Source organism: Streptomyces sp. NPDC024698, assembly GCF_055559015.1.
The window spans coordinates 314129-328905 of record NZ_JBVHLK010000005.1; the positions used below are offsets into that span (position 1 = coordinate 314129).

Here is a 14777-nt window from a genome sequence, read left to right on the forward strand (position 1 = left end):
GCTCGTGTGCGGGTCAGCTCACCGGCTCACCGCGATGGTGAAGACGTGCAGGTCCGCGTCGTCCGGGAGCTTCACGCTCTTGATCGTCCTTCCCTCCGGCGCCGTGAACGGCTTGGTCGCGAAGACGTAGGTGGCCACCGGATCCTTGTCGGCCCCGGCGACATTGCGGTAGGCGGTCTTCGCGACGGTCTCGTTGCCGTACTGGACGGTCCCGCCTCCGCCGCCGACGGTCCAGTCGGTGAAGGACAGGTCGACGGAGCCGGTGCTCCCGTCGGTGTAGGTGACGGTCGCCGTGGCCTTCTGGTCGCCGTTCACGGCACTGCCGATGAAGGACAACCGGCTTGCCGGGTCGCTCAGTTCGATGGTCTGCGAGGTGCCCGAGGCGTTGTCGGGGCGCCCGGACGGGGACTTCGGCCAGGTGTAGGCGAGACCGTCCACCGTTCCCGTGCCGCCCGGGGTCAGCCCGGCGTCGGCGAGGGCCTGACGGGAGTAGCTCCAGCCACCGCCGTCGTAGTCGGCCTCGGAGTGGTCGCCGGTGTCGTCCGAGACGCCGGTGTTGTCGTAGGCCGCGAGGAGGGACCCCGGGGCCGCGACGGTGAGCGCCACCGGCTGGGTGTACGAGGTGGCGCCGGAGGTCACGGACACCTCGGCGTCGTAGAACCCCTGCTCGGCGTCGTCGGCGGCGGTGAGGACGATCCGCTGGGCACCGTCGCTCACCGTGCCCTCCGCGGGTGTCGCCTTCACCCCCGCGGGCACGTCCACGTGGAAGCGGACCTCGGGCCCCGCTCCCCCGCCGAGGGCGAGGGCACGGATATCGAGCGCGGTACTGCCACCGGGCGCGAGCGTCGCGGCCGTCGGGCCCACTCCGATCTGGTAGGGCTGCTCACCCGTGCGGAAGGAGGGCGGCGCGGCCGACTCGGCGCTTCCCCAGTTCTTGTCGGGTGTCGCGGACAGCGTGTAGTCGAGGGTGCCGCCGTCACGGACGAAGGAGGCCGGGAGCCAGGGCCTGGCGCTGCCGCGGCCGTCGACCCGCAGCGACTGGACGTACGGGGCGTCCGCGGCCGCGTCCCGGGCCCGGATCTCGATGTCGGCGCCGCCCGGACGCTCGATCTCGATCCTCGGGAACAGCGGTGAGGCCAGGACGAGTTCGGCACGGGAGGGCACCTGCGGATACATGCCGAGCGCGGAGAAGACGTACCAGGAGGACATCTCGCCGAGGTCGTCGTTGCCGGGGATGCCCTCGGGCCGCGTCGACCACAGCCGGGCCATCGCCGCGCGGACGGTCTCCTGCGTCTTGTAGGGCGCGCCCGCGTAGTCGTACAGATAGGGCACGTTGACCGACGGCTCGTTGTCCAGCTCGGACTTGTCCCCGCCGCTGCCGCTGAACGCCCAGCCGCCGTCCGCTTCGTGGAAGAACGTGTCCAGTCGGCCGAGAGCCTTGGCGCGGCCGCCCATCGCGGCGAAGAGGCCCGCCGGGTCGTGCTGCACCATCCAGGTGTACTGGGCGGCCGTGCCCTCCACGAAGCCGTTGCCGGTCGCCGGGGTGAACCCGGTGACCCAACTGCCGTCGGCCTTGCGGTTGGCGATGTAGCCGCCGCTCGGGTCGGCCGCGAGGTTGAAGTTGTTCTGCCACCACTGGGAGCGCTCGGCGAAGTCGGCGGCGGTCTTCTTCTTCCCCGCCGCCCTGGCCAGTTGGGAGATCGCGAAGTCCGCGCCCGACATCTCCAGGGTCTCGGCGGCGCCGCCCCAGGCGTTGGACACGGACGGCATGTAGTGGTGTTCGAGGTACTTGTCCAGCGAGGGGCGCTGACCGGCCGAGAGAACCGGCTTGCCGGCCGGTGAGCGGTCCTGCTCGGTCGGTACCGTCGCCGCCTTCACCAGGGAGGAGAGCGCGCCGCGCAGATCGAAGTCCGTGCCGCCGAAGGCGCGGATGCCGGCGAGGGCGGGCGCCGAGGGATCGCCGTTCATGACGTGCGTGCCGCTCGCTCCGTGCAGCCAGCGGTCCCAGACTCCCCCGTTCTGCCGGGCGAGTTCGAGGAGCGACTGCGCGATGTCGGAACCGGTGTCCGGGTCGAGCAGGGTGAGTAGTTGGACCTGGGAGCGGTAGACGTCCCAGCCGGAGAAGGTGCCGTACTGCGCCGCGTGGCCCCGGCCGACGATGTGCACCTTGTCGTCGGGGCCCCGGTATCTGCGGTCGGCGTCGCTGATGACGTTCGGGTGCAGGAGGGCGTGGTAGAGCGCGGTGTAGAAGGTGGTGCGGTCGGTGTCGGTGCCGCCGCCGACGCCGATCGCGCCCAGCTGTCGGCGCCAGGCCCGGTGGGCGGCGCCCTGGACGGAGGCGAAGGAGCGCGAGGGCGGGTTCTCGTCCTCCAGGTTGGCGGTGGCGCCCTCCTGACTGACGTAGGAGATACCGACCTTGACGTTCACGGGGCCGGTGCCGGGCTCGAACTCCACATAGCCGCCCGCCCCCTTGCCCGCGAGCGGCCGGCCGCCCTGGGCGAAGCCTCCGGTGCCGCCGCTCGCCTCGGTGGCCCCCGGGCTCAGCCGGTCGTCCCGCCAGGTTCCGGTGGTCTTGAAGGCACGGTCGAAGCGGGCGGTGAAGTACAGCGTGTAGTAGGAGCGTTGGCCCTCGGGGTCGAGGTAGCCGCAGAAGTTGCCGGAGGTGACGGAGCCCGAGACGGTCCTGTTCGCCGGGTCGATCCGCACGGCCGAGTCCGTCGATCCGACCTCGGAGTTGGCGGTGCGGATCAGCATCGAGGCGGGCTTGTCGGCGGGGAAGGTGAAGCGGCCGGAGCCGGTGCGCGCGGTGGCCGTGAGGTCGGCGGTCACTCCGGAGGCGAGCCCCACCTCGTAGTGGCCGGGTTCGGCCGTCTCGTCGGTGTGGGCGAACCCGGAGGCGTAGACGGCGTCCTTGGTGTCGGTCGCCGGGGAGGAGGTGACCTCACCGGCGTACGGGAAGAACGGGATGTCTCCGCTGCCGCCCGCGCATCCCGTTCCGGACATGTGGGTGAGGCTGAAGCCCCGGATGCGCGGGGCGTCGTACTGGTAACCGCCGGGCGCGGCGGTGCGGGTGGCGTCGCCGCGGGTGTTCTCCGGGCTCCAGGAGAGCATGCCGAAGGGGGTGACGGCGCCCGGGAAGACGTTGCCGCCGTTCCTGGTGCCGATCAGCGGATCGACGTACGCGGTGGGGTCCTTGACGAGTTCCGGCGGCCCCGACGGGGGCGCGGCGAGCGCCGGGGTGGCGCCGGCGACCGTCAGGGCGACGGCCAGCAGTAACGATGACGGACGGAAACGCATGACGCGGCCCCTCCTCCTTCGGACGGGTCGCGCACCACAGGTCGCACAAGCCGCAGGGACAGTAACGTGCGCCACGGGTACCACGGAAGACCGCCTGCGGCGCCCGGGGCGCGCCCCGCGGGCACTCCGATGGAGCCAGGGCCCGGCCGGACGTGTGCCGGTTGAGGTCCGCCCCTCGACGGGCCGGCACCGGCCCGTCGAGGGGCCCGACGGAATCGGGCCGAGGGGCGCGAACGAGCCCGAGGTGGGCCGTCAACGTTCTTGACATCGTTGTCCGTTGAGGCGATAGAGTCGTGTGCAGACCGTACGACAACGTTGTCGCGCAGCACGGTCGTCACAAGCCGCACCATCCCGGGCAGGGCCTCCCCCTCCCGTCCGGGCTCGCGGACCGGGTGGGTCCGAACCCTCCCACCCGGTCCGCCCCGAGCCTCGCCCGTTCAGCCGACGCGGCAGGAAAGGGCCGCCGACGGCTCGTCGCCCGCGCCCTGGACGACGTACCCGAACGTGGTGCTGCCACCCGGGCTCAGCGGGCCGTTCCAGTCCGCGTTGTGCACCATCACGTCCTGGCCGCCGTAGGTCGCGTTGCCGTTCCACAGGCTCGCGACCGACTGACCGGCCGGCAGCGTCCAGTCGACCATCCAGCCGAGCATCGGGACCGTGCCGGTGTTGGTGACCGTCACCTCGGACTGGTGGCCGCCGGGCCAGCTGTTGGTGGTACGCCGGGCCGCCGAGCAGACACCGGGCGGAGGCTCGGTCGGGCCGCCCGGGTCGTGGATGCCGGTGACCTCCCCGTCGCCGCCGTCGAAGACGACGTCCGAGCAGGAGTAGAAGGTCTCCGTGCTGTCCGAGCGCTGCCAGACCATGTAGACGATGTGCCGGCCGGTCTTGCCCGCCGGAAGTTTGCCGCTCCAGGAGTAGTTGGCCTCGACCGTGCCCGGGGTGCCGTTGAGCGGCGGGTGGTCGACGGTGAGGAACGGCTGGTCCTCCATGGCGTCCCAGGTGAGCGGCTTCGTCGGGTCGAAGCCGTCCTTGGTGATGTAGACGGAGAACCAACCCGGGTGCGCGGCCCAGGCGTTGTACGCGAAGTCGATGGTCGCGCCCGCGGTCAGGTGGGTCAACGGCCAGTCGGAGCGGGGCAGATCGAAGCCCGTGAAGTTCGGGTTGCCGCCGCTGCACAGCGAGCCGTCGGGGACGAAGCCGCGGGTGCGCCCGGCGCCGTCCGAGCGCAGCACCGAGAACCAGTTGTAGAACGGCGTCGTCCCTCCGACCTGTTGGGCCGCCTTGCAGGCCGGGTTCACCGACTTGATCTCACCGGTGTCGGTCAGCCCGTCCTTCCAGCACAGGAACGTACGGCTGCCGGGCTTCATGGGGGTGCCGTGCGCTTCCGCACGGGTGCCGGTCGTGACGATCAGGGCCAGGGCCGGGAGCACGGCGAGCAGCGCGAGCAGGACGAGGAAGGGGGACCTGCGGCGGTGCGGCCGTAATCGCGGGAGTGACGGTCGTCCTCCCGCCGCCGAACGCGGCAACATTGATAGGTGCATGACAATCCCTTCGTGGGGTGGACGGGATCGGAGCGAGGTGGGAGCGGCTCCGGGGCGGGTTCCGGTCCACCCTATGGGAGCGCTCCCACCTCACTCGGAAAGTAACGCACCCGGGAACCCCTGTAAACGCCCGGCGCATCGGGTGCACCGGGCTCATCGCCGGGGGAACGCGGCGGCCTGCCCTCCGGTCCTGGACTCGGGCGCGCGCTCCGACGGTGACGGACACCTCGGGGACGGGGGCGACGGCCGCAGGGCCGGGAGTTCGACGGTGAACTCCGTACGGCCCGGGGCGCTTTCGGCGTGGACACGGCCGTGGTGCGCCTTCGTGACCGCCGCGGCGACGGCGAGCCCGAGACCCGAGCCACCGTGTCCGGGAGAGACGCGGGAGCGGGAGACGTCGGCGCGGGTGAAGCGCTCGAAGACGCGGGGCAGCAGGGCGGGCGGGATTCCGGGGCCGTCGTCGCGGACCCGGACCGTGCAGGTCGCGCCCGTGGCCTCCACCGTGGTGACGACCGTCGTGCCGGCCGGTGTGTGCGCACGGGCGTTGGCCAGCAGGTTGCCGACCACCTGGCGGAGCCGGGCCTCGTCGCCCGCCACCAGGGCCGGGGAGTCCGGGAGCCGGCCCAGGCGCCAGACGTGACCCTCCCCCGCGGCCCGCGCGGCCCGCACGCCCTCGGCGGCGAGCACGCCCAGATCCACCTCCGCGCGCTCCCGCGCGGGCGTCCGGTGCTCGTCGTCGAGCCGGGCGAGCAGCAGCAGGTCCTCGACCAGGCCCGTCATCCGGGCCGACTCGGCGGACACCCTCCTCCAGGCCGTGGCCGGTTCGGCCAGACCGGGGTTCCTGGTCATCAGCTCGGCGTATCCGGCGACGGCCGCCAGGGGTGTACGGAGTTCATGGCTCGCGTCGGAGAGGAAGCGGCGCATGCGCTCCTCACCGGCGCGCACGCGCTCCTCTCCGGCACGCACGCGCTCCTCTCCGCGCAGGCGCCGGGCCCGGGCGGCCTCGGCCCGGTCCACGAGACGGCCGAGCGCGGCGCCGATCCGGTCGGCCTCGCTGCCGGGGTCCCCTTCGGCGGCTCGGGCCGGGCCGGTGAACTCGTGCTGTTCCCTCGGCGGGCGGGAGAGTTCGGCCGCCCGGGCCGCCACCTGTTCCAGCGGGCGGAGCCGGCGCCGGACCACGGCCGCGCAGACGCAGCCCACGACGGTGACGGCGGCGGCCGCCGTCACCGCCTCGACCACGGCCAGACCCCGCAGCGCGTCCTGGACGTCGTCCATGGGGAGGCCGGTGAGCACGGGCCGTCCGCCGCCGTCGAGCGCGGCGACGCGATAGGTGCCGAGTCCCGGGACGGTACGGGTGTGCGGGGAGCCGTCCGTTTCGACGGCCGCGAGGGCGGAACGCTGGGCGGCGCCGAGGTCGCGCGGCCCGCCGGAACGGCGCACGACCGCTGCCGCCACGACGGTCCCGTCCGTGTCGAGCCGGGCGGAGATCGTGCCGACCGGCAGCCCTCGCCCGTCGAACGAGCCGAGGCCCGTTCCGGCGCCGGGTCCGCCGCCGAGGACGGCGACCCGGCCGAGCTCGGCGGCCTCGCCGACCCTCCGGTCCAAGTCGCCCAGCAGATAGGCGCGTTGCGTGAGCACCGTGGAGAGGGCCATGGTCCCGCACACCGCGAGAAGCGCCAGTCCGACGAGGACGAGGAGGCGCGTGCGCAGGGATCGGGGGCGTGGGGAACGGGGGCGCCGGGACTGTCCGTTCGGTCGCGGCCACGGCGGCCGGTGGGCGCCGCGCCGGCTCATCTCCCGTTCTCCCGGAGCCCGTTGGCGACGGCGGAGGCAAGGGCGTCGGGGTACGGCCGGCCGGGCGCCGTACCATCTCCGGGGCGCGGACCGTCGTGGACACCCGTTGCACGGGGACGAGGACGGAGCCCGTCTCGACCACGGCCTCGGCCTCGATCGCGGCCTCGGCCGACACGGACTTGGCTGACAAGGACCCCAGATGCGCCGTACATGGGGCAATCGTGTCCCGGTCCACTGGGGGAACCCTGTGTTCCACCTGAGCACCGCCGATGTCCTGGAAGGACTAAGGACTAAGGACCGAGGACCGAGGACCGAGGGCCGAGGGCTCCGGGGCGACGGCGAAGGGCCGCACCCCCGTCGGACGGGGATACGGCCCTGTGCTCCTGCGGAGCTGCGCTACGACTGCGTCACCGGAACGGTCAGTTGCGGATCAGGTTGCGCAGCACGTACTGCATGATGCCGCCGTTGCGGTAGTAGTCCGCCTCGCCGGGGGTGTCGATGCGGACGACCGCGTCGAACTCGACGCCGGTGTCGGTGGAGACCTTCACCGTGCGCGGGGTGGTGCCGTTGTTGAGCTCCTCGACACCGGTGAAGGAGAAGGTCTCCTCGCCGGTCAGACCGAGGGACTCCGGCGTCGCGCCCTCCGGGAACTGGAGCGGCAGGACGCCCATGCCGATGAGGTTCGAGCGGTGGATGCGCTCGTACGACTCGGCGATGACGGCCTTGACGCCGAGGAGCGCGGTGCCCTTGGCGGCCCAGTCGCGGGACGAGCCGGAGCCGTACTCCTTGCCGGCCAGGATAACCAGCGGGATGCCCTGCTCGATGTAGTTGCGCGAGGCGTCGTAGATGAAGGAGACGGGGGCGCCGTCCTGCGTGAAGTCGCGGGTGTAGCCGCCCTCGGTGCCCGGCGCGATCTGGTTGCGCAGGCGGATGTTGGCGAACGTACCGCGGATCATGACCTCGTGGTTGCCGCGGCGCGAGCCGTAGCTGTTGAAGTCACGGCGCTCCACGCCGTGCTCCGTGAGGTACTTGCCTCCGGGGGTGTCGGCCTTGATCGCGCCGGCCGGGGAGATGTGGTCGGTGGTGACCGAGTCGCCGAGCTTGGCGAGGACGCGTGCGGCGGCGATGTCCGAGACCGGGGTGGTCTCCATCGTCATGCCCTCGAAGTAAGGGGGCTTGCGGACGTACGTCGACTGCGGGTCCCACTCGAAGGTGTTGCCCTCGGGGATCGGCAGCGCCTGCCACTGGGCGTCACCCGCGAAGACGTCCTGGTAGGACTTGTTGAACATGTCCTCGCCGATGGCGTTCGCCACGACGTCGTTGACCTCGGCCTCGGAGGGCCAGATGTCGGCCAGGTAGACCGGCTTGCCCTCGGTGTCGGTGCCGAGCGCGTCGCGGGTGATGTCCACCTTCATGGAGCCCGCGAGGGCGTAGGCGACGACCAGCGGCGGGGAGGCCAGGTAGTTCATCTTGACGTCGGGGTTGATACGGCCCTCGAAGTTCCGGTTGCCGGAGAGGACCGAGGTGACCGCGAGGTCGTGGTCGTTGACGGCCTTGGAGACCTCGTCCGGCAGCGGGCCGGAGTTGCCGATGCAGGTGGTGCAGCCGTAACCGACCAGGTTGAAGCCGACCTTGTCGAGGTAGGGGGTGAGCCCCGCCTTGTCGAAGTAGTCGGTGACGACCTTGGAGCCCGGGGCGAGGGTGGTCTTGACCCACGGCTTGCGGGTCAGGCCCTTCTCCACGGCCTTCTTCGCGACGAGCGCGGCGGCGACCATGACGTACGGGTTCGAGGTGTTGGTGCAGGAGGTGATGGCCGCGACCGTCACCGCGCCGTGGTCGATCTCGTAGGTCGAGCCGTCGGGGGCCGTGACCGTGACCGGGTTGGACGGGACGCCGTTGGCGGCGGCCGGGGAGTCGGAGGCCGGGAAGGACTCCTTGCCCGCCTCGTCGTCGTCGGCGACGTAGTTGCGCACGTCGCTCTTGAACTGCTCGGCGGCGTTCGCGAGGACGATGCGGTCCTGCGGGCGCTTCGGGCCGGCGATGGAGGGGACGACCGTGGAGAGGTCGAGCTCCAGCTTCTCGGAGAAGTCGGGCTCGGCGGCCGGGTCGAGCCAGAGGCCCTGCTCCTTGGCGTACGCCTCGACGAGCGCGAGCTGCTGCGCGGAGCGGCCGGTCAGCTTCAGGTACTTGATGGTCTCGCCGTCGATCGGGAAGATCGCGGCGGTGGAGCCGAACTCCGGCGACATGTTGCCGATGGTGGCGCGGTTGGCCAGCGACGTGGCGGCCACACCCTCGCCGTAGAACTCGACGAACTTGCCGACGACACCGTGCTTGCGCAGCATCTCGGTGATGGTCAGCACGAGGTCGGTCGCGGTGGTGCCGGGGGTGAGCTCACCGGTCAGCTTGAAGCCGACGACACGCGGGATGAGCATGGAGACCGGCTGGCCGAGCATCGCGGCCTCGGCCTCGATGCCGCCGACGCCCCAGCCGAGCACGCCGAGGCCGTTGACCATCGTGGTGTGCGAGTCGGTGCCGACGAGGGTGTCGGGGTACGCCTGGCCACCGCGGACCATGACCGTGCGGGCCAGGTGCTCGATGTTGACCTGGTGCACGATGCCGGTGCCCGGCGGGACGACCTTGAAGTCGTCGAACGCGGTCTGGCCCCAGCGCAGGAACTGGTAGCGCTCCTTGTTGCGGCCGTACTCCAGCTCGACGTTCTGGCCGAAGGCTTCCTTCGTACCGAACTTGTCGGCGATGACGGAGTGGTCGATGACCAGCTCGGCCGGGGAGAGCGGGTTGACCTTGGCCGGGTCGCCGCCGAGCTCCTTGACGGCCTCGCGCATGGTGGCGAGGTCGACGACGCAGGGCACGCCGGTGAAGTCCTGCATGATCACGCGGGCGGGCGTGAACTGGATCTCCTGGCTGGGCTGGGCCTGCGAGTCCCACCCGCCGAGCGCCCGGATGTGGTCGGCGGTGATGTTCGCGCCGTCCTCCGTGCGGAGCAGGTTCTCCAGCAGCACCTTCAGGCTGTACGGAAGGCGAGCCGAGCCTTCCACCTTGTCCAGCCGGAAGATCTCGTACGACTCGTCGCCCACGTGCAGCGTGCTGCGGGCGTCGAAGCTGTTCGCCGACACGACAGTCTCCTTCATTGATGTGCGCGTTCCCACCGCATCCTGCCGCCACGACGCCATGGCCGATCCGCTAAGGTAAGGCTAAGTTAGGTAGCCCTTACCGACGGATCGATGGCGGCGTGCTGCTGCGGTACGCCTCGGCAGATATCTCGATGTCGAGATAACTCTAGTGCATGGGGGCTGACAGGTCATGTCCGCACGCCCGCATGTCCGCCCCGTACCGATTGCCCCGTGACGGGGAGAACGCCCCGCATCATCCGGCATCGCCCGGCCGCGGGACGGCATCCGCGCCCCGCCCGCAGGGAAGTTGACGCGCCGAGGCCACGGACAGGCACGCCGCGACCGTTCCGGGGTACCAGGTGTCTGCCGGGAACGTCCCGGCGTCACCGACCCAGGGGGCACCATGCCGCTGACCTTCCGCAAGAGCTTCCGCATCCTTCCCGGACTACGGCTCAACATCAACCGCAAGTCGTGGTCCATCACCTCGGGCGGAAAGCACGGGCCGAAGCGCACGCACAGCAGCACCGGACGCAGGACGACGTCGATGGACCTGCCGGGGCCGTTCGGGTGGCGCAAGACCACACGTAAGACGAAGTAGGGGAATAGCGACAAACGGAGCAGCGCCGACGAACCGTCACGGAAGCGCATCTTCACCGCATTCACCGGCTGCGGCGCGGGGCCGCCGGGCACCCGGCACGCCATGGACCCCGTCGCCGCACCGGTGCGGGGCGCCCGAACTGCCCCTCGAACACCGCCTGGTGACGCACACCACCCGGAAGGCGGCGCTCCATTTTTCTTTATCTCACATCCGATATACGGTCGCGCCATGGCAGACGACTACCTCGTACGCATCGGCAAGCTCATCCGTGACGCCCGGCAACACCGGGGCTGGACACAGTCGCAGCTCGCCGAGGCGCTCGGCACAAGTCAGAGCGCCGTCAACCGCATCGAGCGCGGCAACCAGAACATCAGCCTTGAGATGATCGCCCGCATCGGTGAGGCGCTGGACAGCGAGATCGTCTCGCTCGGGTATGCGGGTCCGATGCATCTGCGGGTGGTGGGCGGGCGTCGTCTGTCCGGCTCGATCGACGTCAAGACCAGTAAGAACGCCTGTGTCGCCCTGCTGTGCGCCACGCTCCTGAACAAGGGGCGCACGGTGCTGCGCCGGGTGGCCCGGATCGAGGAGGTCTACCGCCTTCTGGAGGTCCTCAGCTCGATCGGCGTCCGCACCCGGTGGATCAACGGCGGCGTCGACTTGGAGATCGTGCCCCCGAACGAGCTCGACATGGAGTCGATCGACCACGAGGCCGCCATCCGCACGCGGTCCATCATCATGTTCCTCGGCCCGCTGCTGCACCGCCTGGAGGCCTTCAAGCTGCCCTACGCGGGCGGTTGCGACCTCGGCACCCGCACCATCGAGCCGCACATGATCGCGCTGCGCCGGTTCGGCCTCGACATCGCCGCCACCGAGGGCCTGTACCACGCCCGCGTCGACCGGTCCGTCACGCCCGGACGGCCGATCGTGCTGACCGAGCGCGGGGACACGGTCACCGAGAACGCGCTGCTCGCCGCCGCCCGCCACGACGGCGTCACGGTCATCCGCAACGCCTCCTCCAACTACATGGTCCAGGACCTGTGCTTCTTCCTGGAGACCCTGGGCGTACGGGTGGAGGGCATCGGCACCACGACGCTCACCGTGCACGGCGTGCCGAACATCGACGTCGACGTGGACTACTCGCCCTCGGAGGACCCGGTCGAGGCGATGAGCCTGCTCGCCGCCGCCGTGGTCACCGAGTCGGAGCTGACGGTCCGCCGGGTGCCGATCGAGTTCCTGGAGATCGAGCTCGCGGTCCTGGAGGAGATGGGCCTCGACCACGACCGCACGCCCGAGTACTTCGCCGACAACGGCCGTACGCGGCTGATCGACCTGACGGTGCGGCCCTCCAAGCTGGAGGCGCCCATCGACAAGATCCACCCGATGCCGTTCCCGGGCCTGAACATCGACAACGTCCCGTTCTTCGCGGCCATCGCGGCCACCGCGCAGGGCCAGACGCTGATCCACGACTGGGTCTACGACAACCGGGCGATCTACCTGACGGACCTCAACCGCCTCGGCGGCCGGCTCCAGCTGCTCGACCCGCACCGGGTGCTCGTCGAGGGCCCGACCCGCTGGCGGGCCGCCGAGATGATGTGCCCGCCCGCGCTGCGGCCCGCCGTGGTCGTGCTGCTCGCGATGATGGCGGCCGACGGGACCTCGGTGCTGCGGAACGTGTACGTCATCAACCGCGGTTACGAGGACCTCGCGGAGCGCCTGAACTCGATCGGCGCGCAGATCGAGATCTTCCGGGACATCTGAGCCACTGAGCGAGAACGCCGACGCGCCCTGCCGGACCCGCTCACCCGAGGGTCCGGCAGGGCGCGTCGGCGTTCTCGCTCAGCCCTGTACGAGCGTGACGTCCTGGTCCCGTACCGCGTGGAAGGTGGGGAGGGGGAGGCCGGTGGCGCTCAGTTCCATGACCGTGGCCTGGACGTGGGCCGCGCCCGCCTTGAGGCTGTCCGGGACGGCCTTCGCCGCGTTGGTCCAGGTGTGCTCGGCGCCGTCGCAGAGTGCCGTCGTGCCGCCGATGCCCTGGTTGACCCGGGGATCGCCCTGGGAGAGCGAGGAGGACACGAAGACGGGGCCGGAGGCGCCGGTGCAGCGGTAGGTGCCGGAGAGGGTGACGGTGCCGTCGGCCGCGAGCGTGCCGGTCGGGTTCACGGTCACCTCCTCGGACGAGGCGGACAGGGCGACGGCGGACGGGGCGAGGAGCAGGAGCAGCGCGGCACCGGCGGCCGTGCCGACGGCCTGGCGGAACACCATGGGATACCTCCTTGGAGCGGGGACCTGCACAGGGCGCTCAACAGGTACCGGTCCAGCGCCCCGAGGCCGGTGATCATCACCCCTTTGGTGGCGAGTTGGCGGGGCTCCTTCGGCGGTGGAGGGCAGGGGCAGGTGCCGGTGCCGCTTCGTCGGCGGTGGGGGCCGGTGCCGCTGTCGCTTCGGCGGTGGGGGCCGATGCCGCGCCGTGGGTCGGTCGCGGGTCGGCTCCGTCCGTCCCGGGGGCGTCCGAGAGTTGTCCTCGTGTTGTCACGCTTTCCGGCCAGGGGTTCCACTCGGTTCGCCGTGCGCGCATCTTCTGGTCATGCGAGGGCGACGACAGCGCCGCCGACACTCTTCGCATCCCCCGTGGAGGTGCACCATGTGCTCACACCGGTCCTCGTGCCCGTCCGCCGACGCAGCCGCCCCGCACATCGTCTCGGCCCACCCCGAGCAGGGCTGGAAGCTCCTGTGCGACGGAGCGATCGTCTTCGACGACAGCGGTGAACTGCTCCCCGACGGACGCGTCGTCGCGCCCCACCGGGTGTTCGCCGACCGGCTGACCGTCGCGGCCTGAGCTCGGCCGGACCGCGGGTCCCCCGACGACCGCCCGGACCGGGTACGGCCCGGGCCGCCCCGCCCTCCTAGGCCAGCACGGCGAAGCCGTCGAGTTCGACCAGGGCCTGTTCGTCCCACAGGCGCACGGCGCCGACGACGGCCATCGCCGGGTAGTCGCGACCGGCCGACCGGCGCCAGATGCCGCCCAGTTCGGCGGCGTGCGCGCGGTAGTCGGCGACGTCCGTGGCATAGACCGTGACCCGGGCGAGGTCCGCGGGAGTACCGCCCGCCGCGCGCAGCGCGGTCAGCAGATTGGCCAGCGCCCTCTCGAACTGCTCGGGCAGGGTCTCCCCCACCACCTTCCCGCCGTCGTCCAGCGCGGTCTGCCCGGCCAGGAAGACGATCCGGGAGCCGGTGGCGACGACGGCGTGGGAGAACCCGGTGGCCGGGGAGAGTTCGGGCGGATTGACGCGCTCGGCGGTCATGCGCGGTACAACTCCTTGGCGATGATGGTTCGTTGGACCTCGCTGGCGCCTTCGTAGATTCGTGGCGCGCGCACCTCGCGGTAGAGGTGTTCGAGGAGATGACCCCGGCGCAGGGCACGGGCGCCGTGCAGTTGGACGGCCGCGTCGACGACGTACTGAGCCGTCTCGGTCGCGAGGAGCTTGGCCATCGCCGCCCGCCGGGGCACGTCCGCCGCCCCCTCGTCGTACGCCGCCGCGGCCGCGTACACCATGAGGCGGGCGGCCTCGGTGCGCACTGCCATCTCGGCGACCTGGTGGGAGACGGTCTGGAGGTCCTTCAGCGGGCCGCCGAACGCCTCGCGCCGTGCCGTGTGTTCGAGAGTGGCGTCCAGCGCGGCCTGCGCCATGCCGACGGCGAAGGCGCCCACGCTCGGGCGGAAGAGGTTGAGGGTGCCCATCGCGACCCGGAACCCGTGGCCCCTCTCACCGAGGACGTCGTCCGGTGTGACGGGTACGGCGTCGAAGGCGAGGGCGCCGATGGGGTGCGGGGAGAGCATGTCGAGCGGGGTGCCGGTGAGTCCTGGGCGGTCGGCGGGGACGAGGAAGGCGGTGACACCGCGGGCGCCGGCGTCGGGTGTGGTGCGGGCGAAGACGGTGTAGAGGTCTGCCTCCGGGGCGTTGGAGATCCAGCACTTCTCGCCGGTGAGCCGCCAGCCGCCGGTGCCGTCCTCGTCCGCCCGGAGTGCCAGGGCGGCCGCGTCCGAACCGGCGCCGGGCTCGCTGAGCGCGAAGGCCGCCACGGCGTCGCCCTCGGTGACCCGGGGCAGCCAGTGGGCGCGCTGGGCCGCGGTGCCGTACGCGTGGACGGGATGCGCGCCGAGTCCCTGGAGGGCCAGGGCGGTCTCGGCCTCGGTGCAGACCTGGGCCAGCGACTCGCGCATCAGACACAGATCGAGGGCGCCGGAGGAGAACAGCCGGGAGAGCAGGCCGAGCCGGCCGAGTGCGGTGACGAGCGGCCGGTTGACCCGGCCGGGCTCGCCCTTGTCGGCCAGGTGGCGCAGGTGGTCCGCGGCCAGCGCGCGCAGCTCGGCACACCAGGCGGTCTGCCCCGGATCGAGCGAGAATGCGGTCATTG

Annotated in this window: 10 protein-coding genes; 3 read left to right on the forward strand and 7 right to left on the reverse strand. The window is 71.5% G+C overall.

Going from position 1 to position 14777, the window contains the following annotated elements:
• Nucleotides 1-18 precede the first annotated feature (18 nt).
• From ACZ4AA_RS14740 to acnA, 4 genes are all read right to left on the reverse strand, one after another.
• Nucleotides 19-3297: a GH92 family glycosyl hydrolase gene (locus ACZ4AA_RS14740; protein WP_467601031.1), complete on the reverse strand. Its 3279-nt coding sequence runs from the start codon at nt 3295-3297 to the stop codon at nt 19-21.
• Between the two features lie 437 nt (nt 3298-3734).
• Nucleotides 3735-4826 (reverse strand): lytic polysaccharide monooxygenase auxiliary activity family 9 protein, encoded by a 1092-nt coding sequence (locus tag ACZ4AA_RS14745; protein WP_467601033.1) that lies wholly within the window; start codon nt 4824-4826, stop codon nt 3735-3737.
• Nucleotides 4827-4991: 165 nt separating this feature from the next.
• Complete coding sequence (locus tag ACZ4AA_RS14750) at nt 4992-6491, reverse strand: sensor histidine kinase (protein WP_467601035.1); 1500 nt, start codon at nt 6489-6491, stop codon at nt 4992-4994.
• A 560-nt stretch (nt 6492-7051) separates the two neighbouring features.
• Nucleotides 7052-9766 (reverse strand): aconitate hydratase AcnA, encoded by a 2715-nt coding sequence (gene acnA, locus ACZ4AA_RS14755; RefSeq protein ID WP_467601037.1) that lies wholly within the window; start codon nt 9764-9766, stop codon nt 7052-7054.
• 400 nt (nt 9767-10166) lie between these two features.
• Here acnA and ACZ4AA_RS14760 point away from each other — a divergent pair, with 400 nt between their 5' ends.
• Together ACZ4AA_RS14760 and ACZ4AA_RS14765 are read left to right on the forward strand one after the other, a co-directional pair.
• The gene (locus ACZ4AA_RS14760) at nt 10167-10361 is read left to right on the forward strand and encodes a DUF4236 domain-containing protein (protein WP_467601039.1); all 195 of its coding nucleotides are present in this window, start codon (nt 10167-10169) and stop codon (nt 10359-10361) included.
• 228 nt (nt 10362-10589) lie between these two features.
• Complete coding sequence (locus ACZ4AA_RS14765; protein WP_467601041.1) at nt 10590-12119, forward strand: helix-turn-helix domain-containing protein; 1530 nt, start codon at nt 10590-10592, stop codon at nt 12117-12119.
• A gap of 78 nt (nt 12120-12197) precedes the next feature.
• On the opposite strand, the gene ACZ4AA_RS14770 is transcribed toward ACZ4AA_RS14765, so the two are convergent.
• Nucleotides 12198-12623, reverse strand: coding sequence for a DUF6299 family protein (locus tag ACZ4AA_RS14770; protein WP_467601043.1), 426 nt, complete (start codon nt 12621-12623; stop codon nt 12198-12200).
• A gap of 379 nt (nt 12624-13002) precedes the next feature.
• Here ACZ4AA_RS14770 and ACZ4AA_RS14775 point away from each other — a divergent pair, with 379 nt between their 5' ends.
• On the forward strand, nt 13003-13197 hold the full coding sequence (locus ACZ4AA_RS14775; protein ID WP_467601045.1) for a DUF5999 family protein: 195 nt from the start codon (nt 13003-13005) through the stop codon (nt 13195-13197).
• A 67-nt stretch (nt 13198-13264) separates the two neighbouring features.
• Here ACZ4AA_RS14775 and ACZ4AA_RS14780 read toward each other — a convergent pair whose 3' ends face one another.
• Nucleotides 13265-13663, reverse strand: a complete 399-nt coding sequence (locus ACZ4AA_RS14780) for a RidA family protein (RefSeq protein WP_467601047.1) — start codon at nt 13661-13663, stop codon at nt 13265-13267.
• The gene (locus ACZ4AA_RS14785; RefSeq protein WP_467601049.1) at nt 13660-14775 is read right to left on the reverse strand and encodes an acyl-CoA dehydrogenase family protein; all 1116 of its coding nucleotides are present in this window, start codon (nt 14773-14775) and stop codon (nt 13660-13662) included. Before ACZ4AA_RS14785 ends, ACZ4AA_RS14780 begins: the two co-directional genes overlap by 4 nt.
• Nucleotides 14776-14777: the final 2 nt, after the last annotated feature.

Coding starts and splice junctions, on each gene's coding strand:
- ACZ4AA_RS14740 (WP_467601031.1), bottom strand. CDS start 3,297: ATGCGTTTCCGTCCGTCATCGTTACTGCTGGCCGTCGCCCTGACGGTC.
- ACZ4AA_RS14745 (WP_467601033.1), bottom strand. CDS start 4,826: ATGTTGCCGCGTTCGGCGGCGGGAGGACGACCGTCACTCCCGCGATTA.
- ACZ4AA_RS14750 (WP_467601035.1), bottom strand. CDS start 6,491: ATGGCCCTCTCCACGGTGCTCACGCAACGCGCCTATCTGCTGGGCGAC.
- ACZ4AA_RS14760 (WP_467601039.1), top strand. CDS start 10,167: ATGCCGCTGACCTTCCGCAAGAGCTTCCGCATCCTTCCCGGACTACGG.
- ACZ4AA_RS14765 (WP_467601041.1), top strand. CDS start 10,590: ATGGCAGACGACTACCTCGTACGCATCGGCAAGCTCATCCGTGACGCC.
- ACZ4AA_RS14770 (WP_467601043.1), bottom strand. CDS start 12,623: ATGGTGTTCCGCCAGGCCGTCGGCACGGCCGCCGGTGCCGCGCTGCTC.
- ACZ4AA_RS14775 (WP_467601045.1), top strand. CDS start 13,003: ATGTGCTCACACCGGTCCTCGTGCCCGTCCGCCGACGCAGCCGCCCCG.
- ACZ4AA_RS14780 (WP_467601047.1), bottom strand. CDS start 13,663: ATGACCGCCGAGCGCGTCAATCCGCCCGAACTCTCCCCGGCCACCGGG.
- ACZ4AA_RS14785 (WP_467601049.1), bottom strand. CDS start 14,775: ATGACCGCATTCTCGCTCGATCCGGGGCAGACCGCCTGGTGTGCCGAG.